General features: G+C 57.3%; 21 protein-coding genes. 10 read left to right on the top strand and 11 right to left on the bottom strand.

Annotated elements, in window-relative coordinates; translation table 11 throughout:
• Positions 1-51: 51 nt before the first annotated feature.
• A complete protein-coding gene (locus HP15_RS14585; protein ID WP_014578189.1) occupies positions 52-2,127 on the top strand; it encodes a TonB-dependent receptor family protein in 2,076 nt (691 codons plus the stop codon).
• Positions 2,128-2,165: 38 nt separating this feature from the next.
• The gene (locus HP15_RS14580; RefSeq protein ID WP_014578188.1) at positions 2,166-3,524 is read left to right on the top strand and encodes a TrpB-like pyridoxal phosphate-dependent enzyme; all 1,359 of its coding nucleotides are present in this window, start codon (positions 2,166-2,168) and stop codon (positions 3,522-3,524) included.
• On the opposite strand, the gene HP15_RS14575 is transcribed toward HP15_RS14580, so the two are convergent.
• Positions 3,525-5,447 (bottom strand): alkaline phosphatase D family protein, encoded by a 1,923-nt coding sequence (locus tag HP15_RS14575; protein WP_014578187.1) that lies wholly within the window; start codon positions 5,445-5,447, stop codon positions 3,525-3,527.
• A gap of 17 nt (positions 5,448-5,464) precedes the next feature.
• Positions 5,465-5,935 carry a hypothetical protein gene (locus HP15_RS14570; protein ID WP_014578186.1) on the bottom strand — a complete coding sequence of 157 codons (471 nt, stop codon included), beginning with the start codon at positions 5,933-5,935 and terminating at the stop codon, positions 5,465-5,467.
• Between the two features lie 156 nt (positions 5,936-6,091).
• Between HP15_RS14570 and HP15_RS14565 the strand changes: the two genes are divergently transcribed.
• Genes HP15_RS14565 through HP15_RS14555 form a run of 3 tightly spaced genes read left to right on the top strand, consistent with a single transcriptional unit; the run spans position 6,092 to position 8,465 of the window.
• Positions 6,092-6,463, top strand: a complete 372-nt coding sequence (locus tag HP15_RS14565; RefSeq protein ID WP_014578185.1) for a PepSY domain-containing protein — start codon at positions 6,092-6,094, stop codon at positions 6,461-6,463.
• Positions 6,460-7,131, top strand: coding sequence for a response regulator (locus HP15_RS14560; protein WP_014578184.1), 672 nt, complete (start codon positions 6,460-6,462; stop codon positions 7,129-7,131). The genes HP15_RS14565 and HP15_RS14560 overlap by 4 nt, the downstream gene beginning before the upstream one ends.
• The gene (locus HP15_RS14555; RefSeq protein ID WP_014578183.1) at positions 7,128-8,465 is read left to right on the top strand and encodes a sensor histidine kinase; all 1,338 of its coding nucleotides are present in this window, start codon (positions 7,128-7,130) and stop codon (positions 8,463-8,465) included. The genes HP15_RS14560 and HP15_RS14555 overlap by 4 nt, the downstream gene beginning before the upstream one ends.
• Here HP15_RS14555 and HP15_RS14550 read toward each other — a convergent pair.
• The 4 genes from HP15_RS14550 to tmpT all read right to left on the bottom strand — a co-directional run bounded on the left by HP15_RS14550 (position 8,462) and on the right by tmpT (position 14,328).
• Positions 8,462-10,021 carry a SpoVR family protein gene (locus HP15_RS14550; protein ID WP_041645549.1) on the bottom strand — a complete coding sequence of 520 codons (1,560 nt, stop codon included), beginning with the start codon at positions 10,019-10,021 and terminating at the stop codon, positions 8,462-8,464. The two genes, HP15_RS14555 and HP15_RS14550, sit on opposite strands and share 4 nt — an antisense overlap.
• Positions 10,018-11,307, bottom strand: coding sequence for a YeaH/YhbH family protein (locus tag HP15_RS14545; RefSeq protein ID WP_014578181.1), 1,290 nt, complete (start codon positions 11,305-11,307; stop codon positions 10,018-10,020). Before HP15_RS14545 ends, HP15_RS14550 begins: the two co-directional genes overlap by 4 nt.
• A 39-nt stretch (positions 11,308-11,346) precedes the next feature.
• Positions 11,347-13,269 (bottom strand): PrkA family serine protein kinase, encoded by a 1,923-nt coding sequence (locus HP15_RS14540; protein WP_008175348.1) that lies wholly within the window; start codon positions 13,267-13,269, stop codon positions 11,347-11,349.
• Between the two features lie 405 nt (positions 13,270-13,674).
• Positions 13,675-14,328: a thiopurine S-methyltransferase gene (gene tmpT / locus HP15_RS14535; RefSeq protein ID WP_008175346.1), complete on the bottom strand. Its 654-nt coding sequence runs from the start codon at positions 14,326-14,328 to the stop codon at positions 13,675-13,677.
• A 93-nt stretch (positions 14,329-14,421) separates the two neighbouring features.
• On the opposite strand from tmpT, the gene HP15_RS14530 reads away from it, so the two are divergent.
• Complete coding sequence (locus HP15_RS14530) at positions 14,422-15,357, top strand: D-2-hydroxyacid dehydrogenase (protein ID WP_041645545.1); 936 nt, start codon at positions 14,422-14,424, stop codon at positions 15,355-15,357.
• Between the two features lie 48 nt (positions 15,358-15,405).
• Here the strand turns inward: HP15_RS14530 and HP15_RS14525 are convergent, their stop codons facing one another.
• Entirely contained in the window at positions 15,406-16,659 is a 1,254-nt protein-coding gene (locus HP15_RS14525; RefSeq protein ID WP_014578179.1) for an OmpP1/FadL family transporter, read from the bottom strand.
• Positions 16,660-16,859: 200 nt separating this feature from the next.
• On the opposite strand from HP15_RS14525, the gene HP15_RS14520 reads away from it, so the two are divergent.
• Entirely contained in the window at positions 16,860-18,221 is a 1,362-nt protein-coding gene (locus tag HP15_RS14520; protein WP_014578178.1) for a YihY/virulence factor BrkB family protein, read from the top strand.
• Here the strand turns inward: HP15_RS14520 and HP15_RS14515 are convergent.
• From HP15_RS14515 to HP15_RS14500, 4 genes are all read right to left on the bottom strand, one after another.
• The gene (locus HP15_RS14515; protein WP_014578177.1) at positions 18,204-19,253 is read right to left on the bottom strand and encodes an HDOD domain-containing protein; all 1,050 of its coding nucleotides are present in this window, start codon (positions 19,251-19,253) and stop codon (positions 18,204-18,206) included. The genes HP15_RS14520 and HP15_RS14515 overlap by 18 nt on opposite strands.
• A gap of 110 nt (positions 19,254-19,363) precedes the next feature.
• The gene (locus HP15_RS14510) at positions 19,364-20,593 is read right to left on the bottom strand and encodes a DUF445 domain-containing protein (protein ID WP_014578176.1); all 1,230 of its coding nucleotides are present in this window, start codon (positions 20,591-20,593) and stop codon (positions 19,364-19,366) included.
• Between the two features lie 119 nt (positions 20,594-20,712).
• Positions 20,713-21,447, bottom strand: coding sequence for a 16S rRNA (uracil(1498)-N(3))-methyltransferase (locus tag HP15_RS14505; protein WP_014578175.1), 735 nt, complete (start codon positions 21,445-21,447; stop codon positions 20,713-20,715).
• A gap of 29 nt (positions 21,448-21,476) precedes the next feature.
• Positions 21,477-22,829, bottom strand: a complete 1,353-nt coding sequence (locus HP15_RS14500; protein WP_014578174.1) for an adenosylmethionine--8-amino-7-oxononanoate transaminase — start codon at positions 22,827-22,829, stop codon at positions 21,477-21,479.
• A gap of 218 nt (positions 22,830-23,047) precedes the next feature.
• Between HP15_RS14500 and HP15_RS14495 the strand changes: the two genes are divergently transcribed.
• From HP15_RS14495 to HP15_RS14485, 3 genes are read left to right on the top strand one after another with little or no spacing between them, the layout of a single operon-like run.
• Positions 23,048-24,571, top strand: a complete 1,524-nt coding sequence (locus HP15_RS14495; protein WP_227499646.1) for a type VI secretion system PAAR protein — start codon at positions 23,048-23,050, stop codon at positions 24,569-24,571.
• Positions 24,564-24,956, top strand: coding sequence for a hypothetical protein (locus HP15_RS14490; RefSeq protein WP_041645540.1), 393 nt, complete (start codon positions 24,564-24,566; stop codon positions 24,954-24,956). Before HP15_RS14495 ends, HP15_RS14490 begins: the two co-directional genes overlap by 8 nt.
• A 12-nt stretch (positions 24,957-24,968) precedes the next feature.
• Complete coding sequence (locus HP15_RS14485) at positions 24,969-25,352, top strand: hypothetical protein (protein WP_041645538.1); 384 nt, start codon at positions 24,969-24,971, stop codon at positions 25,350-25,352.
• Positions 25,353-25,417: the final 65 nt, after the last annotated feature.

Genomic DNA, 25,417 nt, shown 5'->3' with positions numbered 1-25,417 from the left:
GCGTACTCGTTATCAAGAGAACCCTTGATAAGCGAACCCTGAGGAGGCCCCTTGAGCAGGAATAACTACCTGGCAGTGCTTGTTCTGTCACCGGTGTGGATGTCGAGCTCGCTTCCAGCGATTGCACAGTCGTCATTGGACAACGATGAGGAGCTGGTGCTTCAAGTAACGTCACCAAGACTGGTTCGGGATCTGTACGAAACGCCCGCGGCGGTCTCTGTCATCAACGCACCCGATATCCGTGAGGGCCAGCAGCGCCTGCAACTGGATGAATCACTCAACACTGTCCCGGGCCTGTTCTTTCAGAACCGCTACAATTTCGCCCAGAATCTAAGATTGTCTACTCGCGGATTTGGCGCCAGAGCGCCCTTCGGTATTCGTGGTATCCGGATTCAGGTGGATGGCATCCCCTACACGCTGCCCGATGGCCAATCCCAGATCGATGCCATCGATCTGGATTCCGCCCAGCGAATCGAGGTCATTCGGGGGCCTGCCTCGGTTCAGTATGGGAATGCCGCGGGCGGTGTGATCGATATTTCCACGGCGTTGGGTGATGAGCTTCCCCAGGGCGGTCGGCTGCGGCTCGATGGCGGCAGTGACGATTATCGCAAGGCCGCGATACAGGGAAATGGCGTTGATGGTGATACCAGCGGTATAGCCACGCTTTCCTGGCTGACGTTTGATGGCCACCGGGAACAGAGCAAGGCAGAGAAAGCCCTGTTCAACGCCCGTGTGGCACGGGATCTGGATTCTGGACGGCGGGTAACCGCCACATTCAACGCGCTGCATAACCCCAAATCCGAAGATCCGGGCGGGCTTACCCTGGCCCAGACCGAGGACGATCCGGAGCAGGCCACCGCATTGGCCAAGAGGCTGGACAGTAGCCAGACCGTGACCCAGCAGACCCTGGGTGTAAGATTTGAAGACTGGGGCGTCCTTCCCGGCCAACTCACCCTCGATACCTTCTACACTCACCGGGATTTCGCACAGCAGTTGCCGTTTCCGGGAAGCAGCCGCATAGCCTACGACCGGCACTTTTACGGCATCAGTTCCCAGTACCAGCAGGAATCGACTCTGGCCGGATTGTCGCTGGTGTGGGTTACCGGCCTGGATGTTCACCATCAGTCCGACGACCGGCGCCGCTATTCGGTGTCTATCGATGGCGATATCACCGGCCAGACCCAGGCGGAAAACCAGAGTGCCACCAATGTGGCGGTGTTTGGCCAGGGCGACCTGGCGCTGAGCGACGCACTTAACGTCTCCCTTGGCGTGCGGTTCGACCGGTTGCGTCTGGCCATTGACGACGACTGGCTGCAAGACGGTAACGATGATTCGGGCAACCGGACTTTCCGGGAATACAGTGGCGTTGCCGGTATCAGCTACAAACTGCCACCGGCGCACCAGGTATATGCCACCCTCGGTACGGCGTTCGAGTCACCCACCTTTACCGAGTTTGCCAATCCGAATGGCGGCGGCTTTAATCCCGAGCTGGAGCCGCAGCAGGCATTGAATCGCGAGCTGGGTATGCGCGGCATGCTTGGCCGTGGCCTCAGCTATGACATGGCCCTGTTCTCCATCCGGGTGGAGGACGAGATCCTGCCCTTTAACGTGGGCGATCAGACCTTCTACGAAAACGCCGGTGAAACCCGTCGCAATGGCTTTGAACTCGGTCTGGCCTGGGACCTTTCGTACGCCTGGCGGGTAACCAGCGCGCTGACCCTGGCGGATTACGAGCTAAGGGACTTTGTGGATGAGCAGGGCAACGACGCCAGCGGCAACGCTATTCCAGGTCTGCCGGAGCAGCTCTGGGTGAGCGAGCTGGAGTGGCGCGGTGCAGCCGGTCGTTTCGCGGCTCTGGAGTGGCAGTATGTGGGCGAGTTCTACGCCGAAAACAGCAACCAGACCCTGGTGAGTGACTATTGGCTGGTCGGTATACGTGCCGGCGATTCAGTGCGCATGGCGGATCAGACCCTGAACCTGTATGCCGGGATCCGCAATCTGCTGGATCAGGACTACTTCAGTAACGTGCGGATAAACGCCAATGCGAACCGCCCGGTGGAAGATCGGGGCTATTTCGAACCCGCCCCGGGAAGAACTTTTTATGCGGGCCTGGAATGGGTATTCTGAGGGGCGATAACAACACAAACAGTAGGGATTTTTAATTCATGCAAACCAAGTTCCTTCTCGAAGAAAGCCAGATGCCGAAATACTGGTACAACCTGCAGGCGGACCTCCCCGAGCCGCTGCCGGCCGTCTTGCACCCGGGTACCCAGCAGCCGGTGGGCCCATCGGATCTGGAACCGTTGTTTCCGATGGCGCTGATCGAACAGGAAGTGACCACCGAACGGGAAATAGAGATTCCTGAGCCGGTGCGTGATGTCTACAACCTCTGGCGTCCGGCGCCGCTTTATCGGGCCCATCGCCTCGAGAAGGCCCTCGGCACGCCGGCAAAGATTTTCTACAAATACGAAGGCGTGAGCCCGGCCGGCAGCCACAAGCCGAACACCGCGATTCCGCAGGCGTTCTACAACCGCGAAGCAGGCATACGCACCCTCACCACCGAAACCGGTGCAGGGCAGTGGGGCACATCGCTGTCCTTTGCCGGCTCCCTGTTCGATATTGACGTTACCGTGTTTCAGGTTCGGGTTTCCTACAACCAGAAACCCTATCGCCGGGCGGTCATGGAAACCTACGGCGCCAAATGTGTGGCCTCGCCCTCGGAACTGACCGAGTTTGGCCGCAAGGTGCTGGCTGAGACGCCGGACCACACAGGCAGCCTGGGTATTGCCATCTCCGAAGCGGTGGAACTGGCGGTCCAGGACCCGAACACGAAGTATGCCCTGGGTTCGGTGCTCAACCACGTATTGCTGCACCAGAGCATCATTGGCCTGGAAGCCATGCAGCAGATGGAAATGGCGGACTGCTGGCCCGATGTGATTGTGGGTTGTACTGGCGGTGGTTCCAACTTTGCCGGAATTGCTTTCCCGTTTATGGGGCACGCCCTGAGAGGCGGCGAGAAATCCCGGATTGTGGCGGTAGAGCCCTCGGCCTGTCCCACGCTGACCCGCGGCAAGTACGCCTACGATTACGGCGATACCGCCCACATGACCCCGCTCACCAAGATGCATACCCTGGGCTCCGGGTTCACGCCGCCCGGCTTCCACGCTGGCGGTCTGCGTTATCACGGTATGGCGCCGCTGGTGTCCCATGCCAAGGAGCTGGGTCTTTTTGATGCGGTCTCTTACACCCAGCGAGAGTGCTTCGAGGCCGGTGTCCTGTTCGCGAAGAACGAGGGTATTGTCCCGGCTCCGGAAGCCAACCACGCGGTCAAGGGCGCCATTGACGAAGCCCTGCGCTGTAAGCGGGAAGGCAAGGAAGAGGTGATCCTGTTCAACCTCTGCGGCCATGGCCATTTCGATATGGCGGCCTACACCTCCTACTTCGCCGGTGAACTGAGCGACCACGAATACGACGAACAGGAACTGGCCATGGCCTTGTCCGGGCTGCCCTCGGTCAACGCCTGATCAGTCGTCTTTAGCCCGCTGCTGAAAAATCGTTCCCCCGCCGCCGGCATTCAGTTGCCGGATGGCGGTGGGTGCGCCCTCGTTGTCCAGTCGAACATCGCCAATGCCAGCTCCGTTCCACAGCCGCTCGCCGGCCTCCCGGCCCTCGGGTAGCCTGGGGGAAATCCACATGCGTCGTCTCTTGGTGAACCAGTTAAGGGGCGACCAGGGTGCGAACAGCCAGCGATTGAGCCGGTCCAGCCATTCCAGCAGGGCGTTGGGGAATTCGTTCTTGATGCCGCTACTGGTGATCTGCCAGACGCGGGGGCCGTTCTGTTTGTGGCGCACCCTCACATCGTAGGCAAACGAATAGTGAACATCGCCTGAGAGAATCACGAAGTGTCTGGGCGTTCGGGGGTGGCCGAAAATATTCAGTAGCACACTGGCCGCGCCCCGATGCGCCATCCAGTTTTCAGCATCCACCAACAGCGGCTTGCCAAAGAAGGTAAACACCCGCTGGATCATCTCGATGAGCTTTACCCCGAACATCGGCGCCGGCGAAACCACCACGACGGCATCCTCGCCCATGATTTCGTGTTGGAAATCGGTCAGTGATTCCCAGTCCATCAGTCCGGAGGGGTGACTGCGCCGGATTTCACTCCGCCAGCGATGGGTGCGGGTGTCCAGCACCACCAGTCTGGGTGATGTTGGCAGGCTGTAGTGCCAGTGTTGAAAGTGGAACAGCTGGTCGATCAGATCATTCTGAATGGCCGTGTCCAGCTCGTGTTGCCCGTTGCTGGACTCGAACAGCCTCTGGCACTGTTCGATCAGTTGGCCGAAATTGCCAGGCTGGTTGCCCCAGCCCTGGCACAAAAGATAGCCCAGCAGGGCATTGCCAATAATGCGCCGGGAAAAGGGGTGTTCGTAAGCGGTGGTTTCCCAGAGCGCGGAGAGATTCCAGTCGTCCGTCACGTCATGATCGTCAAAGATCATATAGACGGGCACGTTGGCCATGGCCCGCGCTGCCTGCGGAAGGCTCTTGCGGAACTCGTCGATGGCGGCCTGTTCTTTCCGATAGCGCGCCAGCTCGTCCGGGTCATCGACCGGCTCGGCACTGGTCACAAAAGCCCAGGGCTCCGGGGACCAGACCAGCAGATACATGGCCATCACCTCGGCAAAGGAAATCAGGTGATTGCCGGCATTGGCGGTGGTAAACACCGGCTTGCGAACGCCACCGAAGAAGCGCTCGGTCAGGTCTTCATTGAATTCGGATTCCGGCAGCAGTTCATCCCGGTGGTAATAGGCATTCGCCACCGAAGTCAGTTCCTTGCTGTGCGACAGCGAGGCGCCTTCCAGTACCTCCTGGTAAAGGCCCAGTTGGTGAATGACACACTGGATGGCATGCAGCATAGGGCCGGCCACATCATCGGCGTAAACCTGGTCGCCGGTCATCAGGAGCAGAGACGGAACATCCTCAAGCTTCTGTGCCTTCTGCAGTTCTTCATCCACTCGAACCAGCCCGTCAGGAGAGGGGTGGTGGGGTCTTCGGCAAGAGCCGTGGAGTATTCGGTCCAGTCTGGATTTCAGGGTAAAGCCTGGCCTCTCCCGGCCCTCGGGGCAGATATGTGGAGCCCAGGTCCGGATCCACTCGCAAGCCTCTGAGCCGTCGGCGGTGAGCCCCAGGTCGTATTCCAGACGGGTGTCCTGTGGGAGAGTAGCCTCAGGCGTGATGGTCAGCAGGTTCAACCAAGCTCGGGTACCCATTCGCAGCCGGATCACCTCTGAATCGGCTAGCGGCCGGTTCAGAAGAGTCTCTGAGTCATGGAACACCTTAACGGCAAACTCTGCCGGCTCACTGGTTACCAGCCACAGCACCAGTGAGTCCGGTGCTGCATGTCGCAAGACCGGGCCGGCTATGACCGGCCCCGGCGTTGTTTGTTTCATGGCTGCGTGCCCGTCAGTCAATTTTGGTCATCCCGTTCAATCCTGACCGGCGTCAGGTCGCCGACGCGAAAATCAATTTCGAGTTCCTGGCCGGAAGGGTCATTACCTTCCACTTCAATATAGCCCCGGGAACTGACCTTGAGCTCCTCGAGCCTGTCCATTCCTTCTGCCTGTGCTGCCTTCAGGTAGTTGCGGACCTCTTCCGCAGTCAATCCGGAAGGCTCTCCGCCGTGCTTGCGACGCTGCTCTCGTTCTATAGAGCCATCGTCGTTCATGTCCAGCTCAACATACCAATCGTTGTCGACCCAACCTTCCAGTTCTATATCGTCGTAGCCTTCATACTCAAATTCGAGACTTCGGAACTGGGTGATGCCATAGTCGCTGCCCGCCTTAAGAATACGTTCAGCATCGTCAAAAGAGCCCATTGCCATCGCTGCGGGAGCGGAAATCATGCCGCCGGCCAGCGCAAGCGCTATGATCGTCTTCATAGTAATCTCCTTAGTGCCGTTGAAAGTTTTGAAAACAGGATCGGAGACAGGAAGGGTTTTCCCGTCAACCTGAGTGCATCCTAGGCGGGATGTGCTTACCGCAGCGTGAGTGCTCCGTTCATGATTCGTTCATCCGGGCTTTGACAAAATGACGCCATGAAAAATGCCACGAAAGCAGCAAATCACTACCTCCGTCTCTCGGTGCTCACGGTATTGCTGGTGCTGGTGATCGCCTCGGTAGCTGGCGTGCCCAACGCTCTTGCCGATGACGATGAGGATTGGCACAGCCTGCACCGGGAGGTACAGGCGGGTAGAATCAAACCTCTTGGCGAGATTCTCGAGAGCCTTTCGAAGGACTGGATCGGTGACGTAATCGATGTGGACCTGGATCACGATGATGGCCGGCGGATATACGAGATCGAGCTTCTTGGGCCTCAGGGACAGGTCGTGGAATTTGAAGTGGATGCCCAAACCGGTGAAATAATTGAAATGGAAGGTCGTAATATCCAGGGGATGAGGCGCCGATGAAAGTATTGCTGGTGGAGGATGATAGGGCTCTTGCCGAGGGCCTTGCCGCTGCGCTGAGCAATGCCGGGCTCCTGGTGGAAGTGGCAGAAGATGGTCGCAGTGCAGATTTTCTGGTGAGCACCGAACGCTACGACGTGGTGATTCTGGACCTCGGATTGCCTGATGGTAGCGGTGTGCAATGGCTTGCGGGTTGGCGGGAGCGAGGAATTGACCTGCCGGTCCTGATACTGACAGCCCGGGAGCGATGGTCCGACAAGGCCGCCGGTTTTTCTGCCGGGGCTGATGATTATGTCACCAAGCCGTTCGAAACGGCGGAGGTCCTGTTCCGGCTTCGTGCGCTGATGCGCCGGGCCCATGGTCATGCCCATCCGATGATTACGGTCGGCGAAATTGCCCTGGATACCCACGCAGGGCAAGTCACGCGTGCCGGAATGCCGGTTGCCCTGACCGCCCAGGAGTTCAGGCTGCTGTCCCGCCTGATCCACGCCGCCCCGAGGGTAGTGAGCCGTACCGAACTGTCCGAACATGTGTATGACGGTGATCAGGAGCCGGATTCCAATGTGATTGATGTCCAGGTCAGCCGGTTGCGTCGGAAGCTTGGCGGAGAGTCGATCGAGACCGTTCGTGGCCAGGGTTACCGGATGAATGGCGGGAAAGCTCCAACATGATCCTGTCGGGCTTGAAACGCTGGGGCATTGCCACTCGGATGATGGTGTCCGCCCTTGTGCTGATTCTGCTGGTTTTGCCTGTCGCTGGAGGGCTGCTGGCCTGGAATTTCCGCGAGGCCGTGAATACATCATTTAACAACCGGTTGGATTCCCTGCTGAATGTGGTGATTGCCGGTGTCGCCTATGACGTTCCCAACGATGCATTGGTCCTGGAGCGCCAATTGGGCGACCCGCGGTTTGAGCGGGTTTTTTCAGGTTGGTACTGGCAGGCAACTGATGGTGCCGAACGCGTGATCACCTCACGATCCCTGTGGGATCAGCGGCTTCCAGTTGTAGAAGGTTCACAGGTTGTCTATCGGCAGTCAGCAGGCCCCGGGGGACAAACGCTGAGAGTGGCGGCGCGCACGATCCAGATTCCGAACCTGCCGGACCCGTTGCATGTATCAGTGGCGGCCGACCTGACCGAAGTTCGAGCCGAGGTCGCTCGTTTCCACAGGTTGCTTGCTGTGTCTCTGGCAACGCTTGGGGTTCTCTTGTTGATCCTTATCGGGCTCCAGATACGCTGGGGTCTTGATCCCATGAGACGCGTCGAAAAAAGCCTGAAGAGTGTCGAAGCCGGTCGACAGAATAGCCTCGCAACCGACCTTCCTGAGGAACTTGCCCGCCTTGCGCGGGCGATTAACCTGGTCCTCGAGCGGGACCAGACGCTGATTGAACGTGGCCGTTCGGCGGCCGGCAATCTCGCTCACGCGCTGAAAACGCCGCTGTCTGTGCTGGGCACGTTATCCGAGCAGTTACCCGCGTCTCAACAACAGGCTTTCCGGGCGGAACTGCAGCGCCTGAATGCCGCTGTCAGGCATCATCTGGCCCGGGCGTCGGCGGCGGGCCCGGTCGGTTTGGGTCGGAAAACCGATTTGGCCGAGGCCCTGACTCCAGTCTTTGCGGCGCTGGAGGGGCTCGCCTCGCGTAGGGGCGTTCAGTTTGAAAAGAATCTTGGACTGGCCGGGCCTGTCAGGTACGAGCAGCAGGATATTCAGGAAATAGTCGGTAATTTGCTGGAAAATGCTGTCAACTGGGCAGAAAAGCGCGTTGAATTGGTTCTTGAGCAATCGCCTGAGAGCCTCTCCATCGTTGTCGAAGATGACGGACCGGGAATGTCCGAAACCCAGTGCGCCGAAGCTCTCAGCCGGGGTGCCCGCCTTGACGAAGAGCGCTCGGGGTCGGGACTCGGACTTTCGATCGTGAACGACCTTGTCAGAATCTATGGCGGAACCCTCACGCTGACACGTTCAGGCCTCGGGGGCCTGAGGGTCAGCGTTGAATTGCCGGCTTAATCCTCCTCAGCTTCCCTGGGCGGGCAGTGGTGGTCCTCTACCACGGTGCCATCATCCACGCTCTCGAGGTGCACATCAAAGCCCCACAACCGGTGCACGTGCCGCAGGACTTCATCAGTTTCCTTGCCCAGGGGGACGCGGTCCACGGGAATATGGCGCAGGGTCAGTGAGCGGTCGCCGCGCACATCCACATTCCATACCTGGATATTGGGCTCCCGATAGCTGAGGTTGTACTGGCGCGCCAATTTCTCTCGCAGGTCCCGGTAGCCGGGGTCATCGTGGATGGCGGTTACCCGGTACACGTCTTCCTGGTCATCATTCTGGATTGCGAAAAGTTTCAGATCCCGCATTACCTTGGGGGAGAGGAACTGCTGGATGAAACTCTCATCCTTGAAGTTCTTCATCGCAAAATGCAGGGTTTCCAGCCAGTCGCTGCCGGCGATGTCCGGGAACCACTCACGGTCTTCGTCTGTCGGGTTCTCGCAGATCCTGCGCAGATCCGTAAAGATGGAGAATCCCAGGGTGTATGGGTTAATGCCCGAATACCACGGGCTGTTGAATGGCGGCTGATACACCACCGCCGAGTGGCTCTGGAGAAACTCGAGCATGAAGCCGTCGGTCACCAGCCCCTTGTCGTACATGCGATGCAGCAGGGTGTAGTGCCAGAAGGTGGCCCAGCCTTCATTCATGACCTGGGTCTGGCGCTGGGGATAGAAGTACTGCCCAAGCTTCCGCACGATGCGGATGATTTCCCGTTGCCAGGTTTCCAACAGGGGCGCGTTCTTCTCGATGAAATAGAGAATGTTTTCCTGGGGCTCTTCTGGATAGCGTTTGCGACGCCTTACCGGGTCATCGTCTTCGTCAAGCTTCGGTATTGTCCGCCAGAGGTCGTTGATGCGCCTCTGCTGGTATTCCTCACGCTCCTTCTGGCGCCGCACTTCCTCTGAAGCCGATATCGGTGCAGGGCGCTTGTAGCGATCTACGCCATAGTTCATGAGGGCGTGGCAGGAATCCAGAATCTCCTCCACGGCGTCCACGCCATGGCGCTCCTCACACTCCGCCACGTAATGACGGGCAAACACCAGGTAATCGATGATCGCGCTGGCGTCGGTCCAGGTGCGGAACAGGTAGTTACCCTTGAAGAAGGAGTTGTGGCCATAAGAGGCATGGGCAATAACCAGCGCCTGCATCGGCAGGGTGTTTTCCTCCATCAGGTAGGCGATGCAGGGATTGGAGTTGATCACGATCTCGTAGGCCAGGCCCATCTGGCCGCGCTGATAGCCCTTGGATGTGCTGAGAAACTGTTTGCCGAAGGACCAGTGATGGTAGCCAACTGGCATGCCCACGGAGCTGTAGGCGTCCATCATCTGCTCGGCGCTGATCACCTCGATCTGGTTCGGGTAGGTGTCCAGGCCGAACTCGGCTGCGCACTTGGCAATCTCGTCATCGTATTCCTGGATCAGTTCGAAGGTCCACTCAGAGCCCGTGGAGATCGGCTCCCGGGCCCTGGGCTGGTCGCTTTCGGGCGGATTGGGTCGGTCCATGAGGTTAGTCATGCGGCTTTCCTCTCGAACAGCTGGCGGAATACCGGGTAAATTTCACCGGGGTCGGCGATCTGCTGCAGGGCAAAGCTCTGGGGGAATTGCTCCTGAATCTTCTCGTATTCATACCAGAGCATCTGATGGTCCTGCGGCGTGATTTCCACATAGGCAAAGTACTGCACCAGTGGCAGGATATTGTCGGCCAGGATCTTGCCGCACACCGGCGAGTCATCGTTCCAGTTATCACCGTCGGACGCCTGCGCTGCGTAGATGTTCCATTCAGCCGGGGAATAACGGGACTCAATAATCTTGTGCATCAGCTTGAGGGCGCTGGAGACAATCGTGCCCCCGGTTTCCCGCGAATAGAAGAACTCTTCCTCGTCCACTTCCTTGGCGCTGGTGTGGTGCCGGATGAAGACCACTTCGATCTTCTTGTAGTTCTTCTTGAGGAACAGGTACAGCAGGATGAAAAACCGCTTGGCGATGTCCTTGTGCATCTGGGTCATGGATCCGGATACATCCATCAGGCAAAACATCACGGCGCTGGTGGCCGGCTGCGGTTTTTTCAAATGCTGGCGATAGCGCAGGTCGATTTCGTCAATGAAGGGAATGCGGCGAACGTTTGCTTTCAGTCGTGCGATTTCCTCCTCGAGTACCTGGATCTGATCCTCATGGCTGAATGCCGCGTCCAGATCCTCGGGCGCCGATTTCAGGGCTTCCAGTTGTTTCTCCAGATCCCGGATCTTCTTCTTGCGCGCCCCTCCCAGGCCCAGCCTGCGCGCGTGGGCTCCGCGCAATGAGCGTACTACATCCAGCTTGGCCGGCACCCCATCGGTGCTGAAGCCAGAGCGGACATATTTGAACGCTTCGGTATCCTTGAGTTTCTTACGGGCCAGATTGGGCAGTTCGAGATCGTCGAACAGGAAATCCAGGAACTCTTCCTGGGTTATCTGGAAAGCGAACTCATCCATGCCTTCGCCGTCCGGGCTGGCCTGCCCCTGCCCGGAGCCCTGGCCCCCACCACCATCGGGCTTGGGAATGGTGTCACCGGCCACAAACTCCTGATTGCCCGGATGCACCATCTCCCGCTTGCCGCCCTGGCCATGGTGAAAGATGGGTTCTTCAATGTCGCGAGACGGAATACTGACTTTCTCGCCCCGCTCTATATCGGTGATCGAGCGTTTCTGAACAGCATCCGACACCGCACGTTTGATGTGGTGTCGGTAACGGCGCAGGAACCGTTCACGGTTCACTGCGCTCTTGTTCTTACCGTTCAGGCGCCGGTCGACTATGTGGGTCATTCCCATGGCGTTACTCCAGCTCAGTGAATGGTCACTGACTTAGTGAGACTTGCGAACCCGCAGGTACCATTCAGCCAACAGCCGCACCTGCTTCTCCGTGTAGCCTCGGTCGACCATACGCTCGACGAACTGCTTGTGCTTGTTCTGATCTTCCTGACTCGCTTTCGGGTTGAAAGAAATCACTGGCAACAGATCCTCGGTGTTCGAGAACATTTTCTTCTCGATCACGGCGCGCAGTTTCTCGTAGCTGAGCCAGGACGGATTCTTGCCACCGTTGTTCGCCCGGGCCCGCAGGACGAAGTTGACCACTTCGTTGCGGAAATCCTTCGGGTTGGAAATGCCCGCCGGTTTCTCGATTTTTTCCAGCTCTTCGTTGATTGAAGAGCGGTCGAGGATCTCGCCGGTATCCGGATCCCGGTATTCCTGATCCTGAATCCAGAAATCAGCATAGGTGACATAACGGTCGAACAGGTTCTGGCCGTATTCGCTATAGCTCTCGAGGTATGCGGTCTGGATTTCCTTGCCGATAAACTGCACATAGTGCGGTGCCAGGAATTCCTTGATGAACCGGAGATACTTCTCGTGAGTTTCAGCAGGGAACTGCTCCTGTTCGATCTGTTTTTCAAGAACGTAGAGCAGATGCACCGGGTTGGCAGCCACTTCGGTGGTGTCGAAGTTGAACACCTTGGACAGGATCTTGAAGGCGAAACGTGTGGAGAGCCCATCCATACCTTCCATCACGCCGGCAGCGTCACGGTACTCCTGGATCGATTTGGCTTTCGGGTCGGTGTCCTTGATGTTCTGGCCGTCATAAACCCGCATCTTGGAGAAGATGCTGGAGTTTTCCGGCTCCTTGATGCGCGACAGCACCGAGAACTGGGCCAGCATGTCCAGGGTGTCGGGCGCGCAGGGAGCGCCTTCCAGGGAGCTGTTGCTCAGCAGTTTCTTGTAGATCTCGATTTCTTCCGTCACCCGAACACAGTAGGGCACCTTGACGATATAGACCCGGTCAAGGAACGCCTCGTTGTGTTTGTTGTTGCGGAAGGTCTGCCACTCTGATTCGTTGGAGTGGGCCAGGATCACGCCATCAAAGGGCACCGAGCCCATGCCTTCGGTGGTGTTGTAGTTACCTTCCTGGGTCGCTGTCAGCAACGGATGCAGGACCTTGATGGGAGCCTTGAACATCTCCACGAACTCCATCAGGCCCTGGTTGGCTTTACACAGGCCACCGCTGAAGCTATAGGCATCCGGATCATCCTGGGAGAAATCCTCCAGCATGCGGATGTTGACCTTGCCCACGAGGGCGGAAATGTCCTGGTTGTTGTCGTCCCCGGGTTCGGTCTTGGAAACAGCAACCTGGTCGAGTACCGACGGATACATCTTTACAACGCGGAACTGGCTGATGTCGCCGCCGAATTCGTGCAGCCGTTTAACGGCCCAGGGCGACATGATGTTTTTCAGGTAACGAGCGGGGATGCCGTATTCTTCTTCCAGGATCTGGGCGTCTTCGGCCGGATCGAACAGGCCAAGTGGAGATTCGTTCACTGGCGAGCCCTTGATGGCGTAAAAGGGCACTTTTTGCATCAGTGACTTGAGCTTTTCCGCCAGGGAGGATTTACCACCGCCCACGGGACCAAGCAGGTAAAGAATCTGTTTCTTTTCTTCCAGGCCCTGGGCGGCATGGCGAAAGAAGGAGACGATGTTTTCTACGGCGTCTTCCATGCCATAGAACTCGGAAAACTCGGGGTACCGCTTGATGACCTTGTTGGAAAATATCCTTGAAAGCCTCGGATCTTTCGAGGTGTCGACGAACTCTGGTTCGCCGATGGCAATTAACATTCTCTCAGCGGCCGTGGCGTAGGCCGTTGGGTCCTTTTTGCAGATCTCCAGGTATTCCTCAAGACTGTATTCTTCTTCCTGAGTACTCTCATACCGGTCTTTGAAGTGCTGCAGTATGCTCATAGATCGCCCTCGCTCGCTGTATCTTCAGCTTTCAGTTCACGCAATTTCCCCGTTGCAGTCAGTTCCGCCCGTCCGGGTGGTTTATTTAGTTATGGGTGGAAGGAATGGATACTTACAAGCCTGTGCACGATCTTGTCGAGGTCGGCTTGCTTACTTTGAGCTTAGTTCACGGTTCGGGAGTTGGACAGTGTGTGAGTGGTTAAGGTTCATTAAATTATGTTAGGCGGGTGTGTTGGTTTTGTAGCTTGCCGTGTTTCTGGGGGGACAGTGTGAGGGGGCTGGAGTGCACCGGGTGGCTTTCTGACAACGAATTGGCAACTCGCTTCGCTCAGACATCAAATTCGTTGTCAGAAAGCCACCCGATACACTCCGATCAGATCACGGAGGCGATCGCCTGAAGGCAGGCTAGAGTTTGGTTAAACGGAAGACGCTTTCAGAGGCGTTTTCCAGACCTTTTCTCTTTGTAAACGGATGATCCTTGGCCAGGGTGTTGGTCAGGATGTGCTCGATCTTGTAGTCGTCCTGGTAGAGTTCCCGGACTTCCTCGTCACTGACGTTGAACGGCGGGCCCTTGATCTCAGTGTCGTAGTCCAGGGTGATCAGCAGGATTCTGGTGCCGTCGGGGATGATGGCGGTCAGGTGGTTCACATAGTCTCTGCGCATGTGGGGCGGCAGGGCGATCAGGGCGGCCCGGTCGTAGACCAGTCGAACGTGTTTGAGGTCTTCCGGTACCAGTTGGAAGAAGTCGCCGCACCAGAGCTGCAGGTTATCGTGTTTGAAGGTTATGAAGGGTTCGCCGGGGTGAACTTTGGCTTTCTCGCCGGCTTCTTCGAAGAAGTCCTTGCAGGCCAGTTCGCTCAGCTCTACACCGATGATCGGGTGGCCGCGGTCGTGGAGCCACCACATGTCGTGGGCTTTGCCGCAGAGGGGCACGAAAACGGCGTCGGTGCCTTTGCCAGCCAGTTCCGGCCAATGGTCGTGGAGATACTGGTTAACCGTGCCCTCGTGGAAACCGATTTCTTTTTTGGCCCAGCGTTCGTGCCAGAATTCATGTTCCATGGTTCATACCCTGTTCGTGCTTGGACATGTTGAGTTTTGGACGTTTAACCAAGTCTACCCTAATCTGTGGCCATCTGGATTCAGGAGAAAAGTATGAAAGCGGTGTTTCTTGATGCCAAAACCCTTGGCGACGATGTGGATCTCTCGCCCATTGAGTCGGTAACCGGCGGGTTGGAAAAGTATGATCGGACCACGCCGGATCAGATACTGGAACGCATCCGGGGGTTCGATACCGTGCTGGTCAATAAAGTCGTGCTCACCCGTGAGCATTTCGACGCCTGCCCCGAACTCAAGACCATCGCCGTGGTGGCGACCGGATTGAATAACATCGATCAGGCGGCGGCGAAGGATCACGGCATCAAGGTGATGAACGTGACCAACTACGGCCGCTCAACGGTGGCGCAGCACACCATGGCTTTGATGTTGGCACTGGCCACTCGGCTTCTGGATTACACCCGTGATGTCCAGGCAGGGCATTGGGGCAAGAGCGACATGTTCTGCTTGATGGATCATCCAATCATGGAACTTGAGGGGCGCACTCTCGGTATTGTCGGCTACGGCGATCTGGGCCAGGGCGTGGCGGAGCGGGCTGCGGCCTTTGGTATGAAGGTTCTTCTTGGAGCTCGGCCCGGGCAAGAACCGGGTGTGGTCGATGGCTATTCGCGAATTCCGCTGGACGAATTGCTGCCCCAGGCAGACGTGGTCTCGTTGCACTGCCTGCTGACCGACGAGACCCGGGATCTGATCGGTGCCCGTGAACTGAAAATGATGAAGCCCGACTCGTTGCTCATCAACACCAGCCGCGGAGGCCTGGTGAACGAACAGGCGTTGGCGGACGCGCTTCGCGCCGGCGAGATCGGTGGCGCCGGTTTTGATGTGTTGACCGAGGAACCGCCCCGCAACGGCAACCCTTTGCTAGCGGACGATATTCCCAATCTGATTGTGACCCCGCACTCGGCCTGGGCCAGTCGGGAAGCGCGGCAGAGGATCGTCGGCATCACCGCTGTTAATCTGAAATCTGTGCTGTAACAGCAAAGCCCCGGACGATCCGGGGCTTTGCAGACTGGCCTTGGGAGATCAGTATTTCCAGCCCGCGCTGACCGAGGCGCCCAGCTGGTACATTTCCAGATCAATGGTCTGGTTCGGTGCCAGCGGGTTGGGACCGGTCACTGTCTTGGCCGGGGAATAAAAGGCCATGCCAGACACATCAAGGTTTTCGCTGAAGCTGTGGGTAAATCCTCCAGTGAAGTGCCACTCCTGAACGCCCGGTGCCAGGATGTTGAACAGCACATCTTCGTCGGAGATAGGATTCTCTCCATAGCTGACGCCGGCCCGCCAGGCATGCGCCGGTGTTTGCTGCCACTGCCAACCCAGCTTGACGATGGTCATGTCGTCCCAGCCAAAGCCTGCGCCATTATCATCGCCGAGCTGTGCCGTCTGCAGATTGGGCAGCAGCGGGTTGCCCACGCTGTTGATCTCGCTGTAACGGATGTGCTGGATATCCAGCAGGAACCAGTGGTTTTCAAGTCCGGACCAGGCGATACCCGCGTTGAACATCTGGGGAATGTCGAAGTCGCCCTGTTCCGCAAAAAGGCCGCGGTATTTGTCGAACTCGTTCATCTTCAGAATGTTGCGCCAGCTCAGGCCGCCGCGGAGGGTGTCGGTGATTTCACCTTGCCAGCCGATCTGGTAACCGTAACCCCAGGCATCGTCGGTGCCGTTCTTGGAAAGTGCCCCCGGGTCTGACGAGAATGGCGCGAAGCTCTGCAGGCCTTCAGCTTCAAAACGCTGATAGGCAATGACTGGTGAAATGCCGAAGGCCTGGTTGTCGGAGAACTCCCAGGACCAGGTCGGGGCTATAAAAAGCTGTTCGAGGTTTACGCCGGTGCGGCCTGCGTAGAAGGGGCCGCCACTTTCACCGGAGTAGTCGGTGTTCATGCCACCATTGGCAAACACCGAAACGCCGAAACTTGTGGTGTCGGAAAGTTCCCGATTAAAACCCAAGTGGGGGATAACGAAACCGTTGCGGCTGCTTTTGTAAGTGCCCGGCTGCAATGAGAACGCAGGGGGAGGAGAGACCGGACCCTCGACAGTGTATTCCCGCCGGGGCGAAAAAACTTCGAATCCACCGTCAATCCGGTTCCCGACAAAAGCCATACCGGCCGGGTTGGTTGCCGCTGCAATGCTGTCCTGGGACAGTGCAGTGCCCGCGCCGGCCATGCCTTTACTGATGGTGCCGTAGCCGTGACTGAAATAGCCGTTGGTGGCCAGGGCAGTCACCGGTGAGAAGGCGGTAAGTGCAGCAACGCCCAGAGCAAGTTTGATTCGCATGAGAAAATACCTGATCAGAAAATACCATTTCTTGAATAGCGGCCTTTTTACAGAAGATCTGTTATAAGAGGAAGTAATAAATGATGATATGGTTATATTGGATGTGTAGCCCTCGCAAACTGCCGTTAATCGGCCATACTCTGGTTACACTGGATATCTGACTGATAATCTGAACAAAACATGGAACGACAGGACCTAAAGTGGCTTCATTCCAATTAAAAGACCGGCTTCAGGCAGCTGAGCGCTGGATTCTGGCGAATCCCAATCCGCCCCAGAGTTGGCCCTGGACCTGGTTGTACAAGGTCGGCCGCACTGCCTATGCGATGGCTCGGGATGTTCTCAGTGGACAATTGACTCTCCACGCCATGAGTCTTGTGTACACAACCCTCCTGAGTATCGTGCCTCTCCTTGCCCTGAGCTTCTCGGTATTGAAGGCGCTGGGAGTGCATCAGCGGATGGAGCCGTTCCTGTTCCAGTTCTTTGAGCCGCTGGGACCGCAGGGGATTGATCTTGCCGAACAGATCCTGGGCTTCGTCGATAATATGAAGGTCGGCGTTCTGGGATCGGTGGGCCTGGCGCTGCTGGTTTATACGGTGGTTTCACTGCTCCAGAAAATCGAGCGTTCCTTCAATATGATCTGGCGCGTGCCAGACATGCGTTCCATGGCGCAGCGATTCAGCAATTATCTGAGTGTGATCATGGTGGGACCGCTTCTGATGGTTTCGGCCATTGGCGTCAGCGCGACCATTTTTTCCTCAACCATCGTCCAGAAGCTCATCGAAATCGAACCGTTCGGATCGGTAATTCTTGTGGCCAGCCGGTTCACCCCGTTTTTCCTGGTGGTTGGCGCTTTCACATTCGTCTATGTATTCATGCCCAATACCCGGGTCAAACTCCGTTATGCGGCCATCGGCGGTCTGGTTGCCGGGGTATCCTGGCAGGCGGCCGGCATGCTGTTCGCCTCATTCGTTGCCGGGTCTGCGAAGTACGCGGCAATCTATTCCAGTTTCGCCATCGGCATTATTCTGCTCATCTGGATCTATCTGAACTGGATGATTCTCTTGCTGGGCGCCAGCATCGGGTTCTATCTGCAGAATCCCGGCTCCGTGGCCAAACGGCGCGAGGTGCAACTGGCACCAGAGCTGCAGGAAAATGTGGCGCTGGCGACCATGTGGCTGGTGGCCAAGCCCTTCAGCGAGGGCAAGCCTGCACCCCAGCAGGAATTACTGGAATACCAGCTGAGGGTGCCGGGTGAGGTAACCCGGGCTCTCAGTGACAAACTGATCCGTGCCGGTTTACTGAGCCTGGCCGGGAGTCAGGGCGATCGACTGGTGCCCGGGCGGGCGCTGGATCTGATAACGATCGGAGACGTTCTCAGGGTTGTACGCCACGACGAGGACCGGATTGTTGATCGGCTCCCTAAAGTGATCCCTGCCGAATTGGTGGGAGTCCGCAAGGTGGAGGAAACACGAACCTTTGCGGAGTTGTTGCGCGGCGACGAGGCAAAGGAAAAACCAGGATCTGTGGCGGAGAGGGAGCCTGTCTCAACTTCTGACAGTTGAACGGCCGCCTTCCCGAAGCATCTTCTGCAGCGCGTTGCGAATATTGCTGATCTGATCCGGGGTCAGGCGCACCACTTTTGGCAGGTCCTCTTCTGCGAGGTTGCGCTGATGGGCGTGCCTCAGCACTTCCCGGGTGCCAATAACCATGCCGTCCGTCAGCGGAGTGTGTTTCTGTTTTGGTGCTGGCCGTTCCGCGGCCAGCAGGTACGCATGGTACTTGGGGGGGAGGTTCCATTCGTTCGCCAGGAGCTGGCAGGTAGCCCACTGGTATCTCGCCAGAGCATGCCGAATAAGCGCCGGCTCCGGTTCGCCGATTGCTGTGCGCGACCGGCAGATTCGCTGAAGTTCACGGCGGATCGTGATGTACGCCAGTGAAGGCAGCAGGCCCACCATAAAGTGTGCACTGGTGTCTTCGCCCTGGGTTCTGGCAATGAGTTCTGCGGCTCGCGCGCAGGTCAGGCCCCAGCGCCAGCCACGCTGACCAAACAGCGCTTCCCGGCTGTTCCTTGCGGCCATCATGGGGCGCATAACCGCCGCGGAAATCACGTTCCGGATGCCATCTACCCCCAGTACAAATACCGCCTGGTCCACCGATTCGATGGCGTGGTCGCTGGTTCGGAAGTAGGGGCTGTTGGCAATCTGAAGCAATTGATCGGTCAGGGAGGGATCACCAAGAATGATCTCCGTGAGCCGCTGGCGATCGGTGGACTCGTCGGACAGGGCCCGCATGAGCATGGGCAGGCTCATGGGTTGGCGGGGCAGTTCCTCCATTTTGTTGCTGGTGAGCCGCTGATAAAGCTCCTCCAGCACGTCCTCGTAGGAAGAAAGATCAGCGCGCAGGGCCGCCGGCTCTGCATCCAGCAGCCAGCAGAACAAATGTTCCTCAAGCTGTTGGGCAAGCTCCGGGCTGGTGTCAGGGGTATCGGCCGCAGGTTTCTCCGGGGATGGATTGAACAGCCGCGCTTCCGGAGCGGGTGGTGCAGATTGTTTGCTTGGGAATAATCCTGAAATCCAGGAGAGAAAACCTGGCATCCGTTGCCTCCGGGTCGAACCTGTTCGAAGTAATGAACCTCCGTTTCCGAGAGTATAGATGTACGACGCATCCTTGCACAGGTTTTAAGCCGGTGAATTATGGCGGGAATTTACAGGAACGACTCCCCGAACACGAACACCAGTTGGCAGATACCGGCGCCAAAGCCGAGGAATGCGCCCACCAGAATCAGTTTGATTTCATCCTCCTGGAAACAGGGCCGTAGCAAGTCCTGAAACTCTTCGGAAGACAGTGCAATCATCCGCTCGACCATGATTGATTCGACGGCTCTGGCCCGGTCCTTCTCGAACACCGGGTTGTTGAACGATGTCTGTGATATTTCGATGGCCTTCTCGCCAACCTTGTTCTTAAGCGTTGCAAAGCCGGTGGGTCCGAAGGCCATCTGGGTCAGCGCCTTGCCCATGCCGGCGGTTTCATCCACCAGCGGTTTGATGTGCTTCTTGACCATGTTGCGGGCGCGATCACCCTTGGGCCCATCGAGAATCGCGTTAATGATGTTGCCAACGGTGAGTATCTCGTGGGTCACGATGTGGCAGAACGACTCTGCCACGGCCGGCTGGCGTTTCAGGAACAGACCCTGAATCCGGAAGGGGCCGACTTTTTTGGCGTGCAGCGGCCGGAAAATCACATTCAGGGCAATCCAGTTGGTTGCCCAACCCACCAGAAGACCGAAGAACGGCAGCACCCACCAGCTCGGATAGACATACCAGACTGCCATCTGGATCAGGCCGAACAAAAAGCCGAAGTAGAGCCCAGAGTTGATGATGAACCGGAATTCCACCTCACCGCACTCGATAAAGATCCGGTTCAGCAGCTCCTTGTCGCTGGCCAGGCGCTCGATGACCATGCCCTTGATATCCAGCAGGTCTTCAATGTTATCGGAGACATCTTCCACGAGATTGTCCACGAGCTGGGGCGTGGATTTGCGGACGCGATCGTAGACCATCTTCCTGGCCGAGGCCGGCAGGTTTTCCCAAAAGGTGGGGTATTCCTTGAGCATCATTTCGTCCACGTATTCCTCGATGCGGGGTTCGACGGAGTGAACGATATGGGTGGCGAGAACTTTCGGATCGATCTGCTGGAAGATCTCCCGAACGGTTCCGATCTTGGAGATAGTGGCGTCGACACTGATGGCCGCCATTTTGCGGGCCTTCGAGGGAATAATACCTTGCCAGCCAAGCAGCGGTGGTTTGCCGATGAATTCCAGGGGGTAGAAGGTCATCTTGATGGCAAGCCAGTTGGTGGTCCAGCCAATCAGGGCGGCAATGACCGGAATACTGAGGTATTGCCAGAATTCTTGGGTGCTTAGCAGGCTTGTCATCCCGTTACTCGCGTGTGATCGTTTTTTTGCTTCCGGAGTCGACAGGGATAATGTTGTTGGCACCCCGTTATGTCAATGACTTGCGTGCCAACATGAGACGGCGGTACGGTCGGTGTCGGTCAGCCGCCGATGTCGCCCCACAGCCATTGGCAAAGCGCCATGGCCGCAACCGGGGCGGTTTCCGTTCGCAGTACCCGGGGGCCGAGGGCTACCGGCAGGAAGCCTTCCTTTTCTGCGTGAGCGATTTCCTCGGGAGAGAGGCCGCCTTCCGGTCCGATCATGAGAGCCACCCGCTCTGGGGGAATGATGGACTTCAGGGCGTGTTCGGTGCGGTGGTGGAGAACCAGGCGGACTTCGCAATCGCGGCTGTGTTCCAGCCACTCGGAAACCGTCATCACCGGCAGGATCTCTGGCACCCGGGCGCGCCCGCACTGCTCGGCGGCGCTGATGGCAACGGATTGCCAGTGGCGCAGGCGCTTGTCTTCCCGGTCGCCCTTCAGTTTTACGTCGCATCGTTCGGTGGTTAACGGCACGATACGGGTAACACCCATTTCCACCGCTTTCTGCACTGCGTAGTCCATGCGGTCGCCCTTGGAAAGGGTCTGGCCGAGAACGATTTCCAGTGGAGATTCGGTGGTGTTGGCTTCCGGGGTGCCAACCTGGACTTCCACGTTCTTCTTGCTGGCACTGGAAATGGTGGCGGGGTAGTCGTTGCCATCACCGTTGAAGAGCAGCAGCTCCTGTCCCGCCTGCATGCGCAATACCCGGCCCACATGTTGTGCGGCGTTGTCATCAAGTTCGGCAGTGCTGCCCTGGGCGAGGGCAGAATTGGTATAGATGCGGGGTATGCGCATGAGCTGGTCTCTCAGGTTCCTGGCGGTTGTCAGTCGCGAACCGCAATCTCTATGCCTTCCGTTGCAACCTGGGCCAGGTGGCGGATCTGCTCTTCAGTGATCACGTAAGGCGGCATGAAGTAAACCACATTACCCAGGGGGCGAAGCAAGGCCTGGCGGGTCAATGCGTGCTGATAAACACGAATGCCACGGCGTTCCTGCCAGGGAAAAGGCGTTTTCGACGCTTTATCTTTTACCATCTCCACGGCCAAAGTCATCCCATGCTGGCGGATGTCCCCGACATTGGGGTGGTCTGCCAGGTGCGCCACCGATTCGGCCATGCAGGTGGAGAGCGCGCGGTTGCTCTCAATCACATTGTCATCCCGGAAGATGTCCAGAGTCGCCAACGCCACGGCACAGCCAATGGGGTTGCCCGTGTAGCTGTGGCTGTGCAGAAACGCCTTGAGGGTTTCGTAGTCGTCGTAGAAGGCGTTGTAGACATCATCGGTGGTCAGTACCACCGACAGAGGCAGGTAGCCGGCGGTGAGCCCCTTGGACAGGCACATGAAATCCGGAGTGATGCCAGACTGTTCACAGGCAAACAGGGTGCCGGTGCGGCCAAAACCCACGGCGATCTCATCGGCAATCAGGTGCACGCCATAGCGGTCGCAGGCTTCCCGCAGCTTGGTGTGGTAGATGGGATGGTGCATCCGCATGCCGCCGGCGCACTGGATCAGAGGCTCCACCACCACGGCGCAGATTTCTTCATGCTTTTCTGCCAGTAGCTTTTCCATGGCTTCAAACTGGCGCAGCGCGTAGTCTTCGTCGGTCTCACCCGGCTCCTTGTTGAAGGCGTCCGGTGACGGGGCTGTCAGCACTTCCATCAGTAGCGGCTGATAGGTGTCCTTGTAGAGCGAGACATCGCCGAGGGCAAGCGCACCCAGGGTTTCACCGTGGTAGCTGTTGCTCAGGTTCACGAAGTTCTTCTTGCCCGGTTTGTCGTGGTTCTTCCAGTAGTGGAAGCTCATTTTCAGGGCGGCTTCGATGGCCGAGGAGCCGTTGTCGGCGTAAAAGACCTTGTTCAGACCGGGCGGGGTCACTTCAATCAGTCGCTCGGACAGATTGACCACCGGCTCGTGGGTAAAACCGGCGAGGATAACGTGTTCCAGCTCGCCAATCTGCTTCTGGATCGCCGCGTTGATTCTTGGATTGGCGTGGCCAAAGAGATTGACCCACCAGGAGCTGACGGCATCGATAAATCGATTGCCTTCAAAGTCCTCAAGCCAGACACCCTCGCCACGCTTGATGGGCACCAGAGGCACGGCGCCTTCGTGGTCTTTCATCTGGGTGCAGGGGTGCCACACGGACTTGAGGCCACGGGTGACGAGGTCAGCATTGCGCATGATAATTCTCCGTCAGACGGTCTGATTCTGGGTTGTCGCTGTTAACCTGTGCGGATATTACAGTTAACAGCGGATATCGGCCACCCGGATTTCAGGTTGAGCTGACACGGTATTGCCTGACGTTTCCTCGCTCTTGATTCCGTCACACTGTGAGATCGATGGGTTTGGCTGGAAGAGCGCTTCAGTATAAACTGCCGTTTTACCCGCAACGGGCCAGGATGGCCCGGCAAAAACACAAAGGACGTGACATGAGTAAAGCGATTGTTCTGCTCGGAGACCTCGGCTCCGATCACGAAGGTTTCCCGCCCACGCCGGTGATTGCCGGTTCCCCCGATGTGTTGATTGATGGCAAGCCAGTTGCCCGGGTAGGCGACCCGCTGGCACCTCATTCCAAACCCAAGCATCCACCTCATCCGCGCACCATCACCGGTGGGTCGTCCACCGTCATGATCAACGGCAAACCGGCGGCGGTGACCGGCGGGGCGATTGCGTGCGGTGGTGTGACTATTGGTTCTGGCAGTGTGGTGATTGGTGATACTCACACGCCTGCGCCATTTTCGGGCGTATCCCCCGTCACGCCAAGAGCAGCAGTAACTTTAACAACAGCCGCGGAGTCTGTGCAGGCAACACCAGAGAGGGCGAGCTCCACAGGCCGGGCTGAACCCCCTAATTCTCCGACCAACTCACCATCCGCGACTGAGCTCAGTACGATCAGCACAGTAAATTCAACTCATCCTGACGCCAGCGACAATCGGGATCTGAGTGAGCCCGGATTCCATGTCGTTCGCGAACCAATGAGCCGCAACGAACTGTTGTCTCAACTTTATGGTGATGCGTCTGCGAAACCTGACAATTTTGAGCGTCTGAATCCAGCGCTAGGTAACCGAGTTTTACCTGGTGAAATGATCGTTATTGCAGACCCTGAAAGTATGGAATGCACGGTCAAAGAAAACGATCTGATGGCAGTGGCTGCACAGGTCAATCAGCAAGTGCGGCAACTGAGCGAGCAGGAGGCCCAGTTCATCGTCGATCACTATGACCTTCTGGAGCTGATGACGGCGAATGCTGCGACTGGCATGGGTGCCGGCGCGGCGATGATTGGCCAACAGATCAAAAGCATCAATGCAACACTGAAGGAAATTGAGGCGCTGTATCAGAATACCTTCAGAAAATACGGCAGGCTGAATGTGCCGGAATTTTACGAGCAACGCCGGGCGCTATTCACCAAATTGGATTTCGCCCTGGGAAAGATGGCGCGAAAGGGTCTCTCGCTCGATGACAACTCCAAGTTGAAGAAGGCCCTCGGGCTTTCAACCAAAGGCACTGTTCACCATTGGAAAGAAGCGGGTGTCGGGCCGATTCCGGGCTATGGAGCCCACTATTCGAAAGCTGCTGGCGCTGCACGGTTTGTGGAGCATGGCGGACGATTGGTTGTGGCGCTGGATGCCGGGCTGGCTGGTTATAAGATTTACGAGGCGTGCTCGACTGGGCGAGCGAATGAGTGCGAGCGAGTTGGGCTAACCGAGTCTTTGCGATTTGCTGGCTCAGCTGCGGGTGGCACAGCGGGAGCCTTTGCAGCTCCGTTACTCTGCGTGGCTGTAGGCATCGGCACTGCTGGGGTGGGCGGAGTAGCTTGCGGAATAATAGCGGCGGGCATCGGCAGCGCTATCGGTGGAAAAACAATCGGGGATATGGGCGCAGCTGCGGGAGAAATGATATACGAGGTGCGCAACCGTGAGTGAGGAATTGCGAATCTTCGCAGCGTATGTCGTGGCTGGGGGCATTCTGCTGAGCCTGATGTTCATCGTTGTGACTGTGACCAAGGGCTTTCACTATGCAAAAAAAATAGAACAACGAGTCTCGACACGTTCTGGCAGTCTCTCCACTATCAGCCAGATTTGGTCAGAAGCGCTTGTTGGCCGCCTCGTCAGATGCAGTCATATCTTTGCCTTCCTTGTTTTCCGTAATTGTTCGTCTCGCTTCTGCCACAAGCGTGCATTCATGCTGGGTAACCCTGACGTTCCGCTGCCGAGGCTTTGGCAAGCGTGGTGTCTGGTGCCTGTGTTGTCGATGTATGGAACGCTCGTGGTTGTTCTGCTGGCGGGTGTATTTATGCAGCTTGAATAAGAAAACACCGAAATGATTTATACGTTGACGCATATTGGTTATCTGAGTCTTTTTATTGGACTTATGCCCTTACTCGTTATCCTCACGCTCGGTTTTCGCTATACGGTTTTGATTGAAGCTCGGGTGGCGACTGAAAGAGGGGGTATTTCAGCAGCTAGGTACATTTGGCAAGGAAAGATCATTGGGCGACTGATGAGAAGCAGTAATGTATTTGCTTATCTGATCTTCCGAGCGATTCCCTTTCCGTTTTTCCAGCAACGCGCATCTTTACTAGGCGATCCGGCCGTGTCCTTGCCGCGAAGTTGGCAAGCCTGGGTTATAACGCCAATGCTTCTCATGTATCTGGCCGTCATTACCACCTTGGTCACCAATTTGGTGATTCAATCTGTGAAATGAGGCACCGGGTGGGGCAATTCGTTAGAGGAATCTCGAAAGGAAACGTGGAGCCATTATGGCTACCA

Origin of the sequence: Marinobacter adhaerens HP15, assembly GCF_000166295.1 — a bacterium.
GTDB lineage: Bacteria > Pseudomonadota > Gammaproteobacteria > Pseudomonadales > Oleiphilaceae > Marinobacter > Marinobacter adhaerens.
This window is presented reverse-complemented; position numbering and strand designations above follow the sequence as displayed.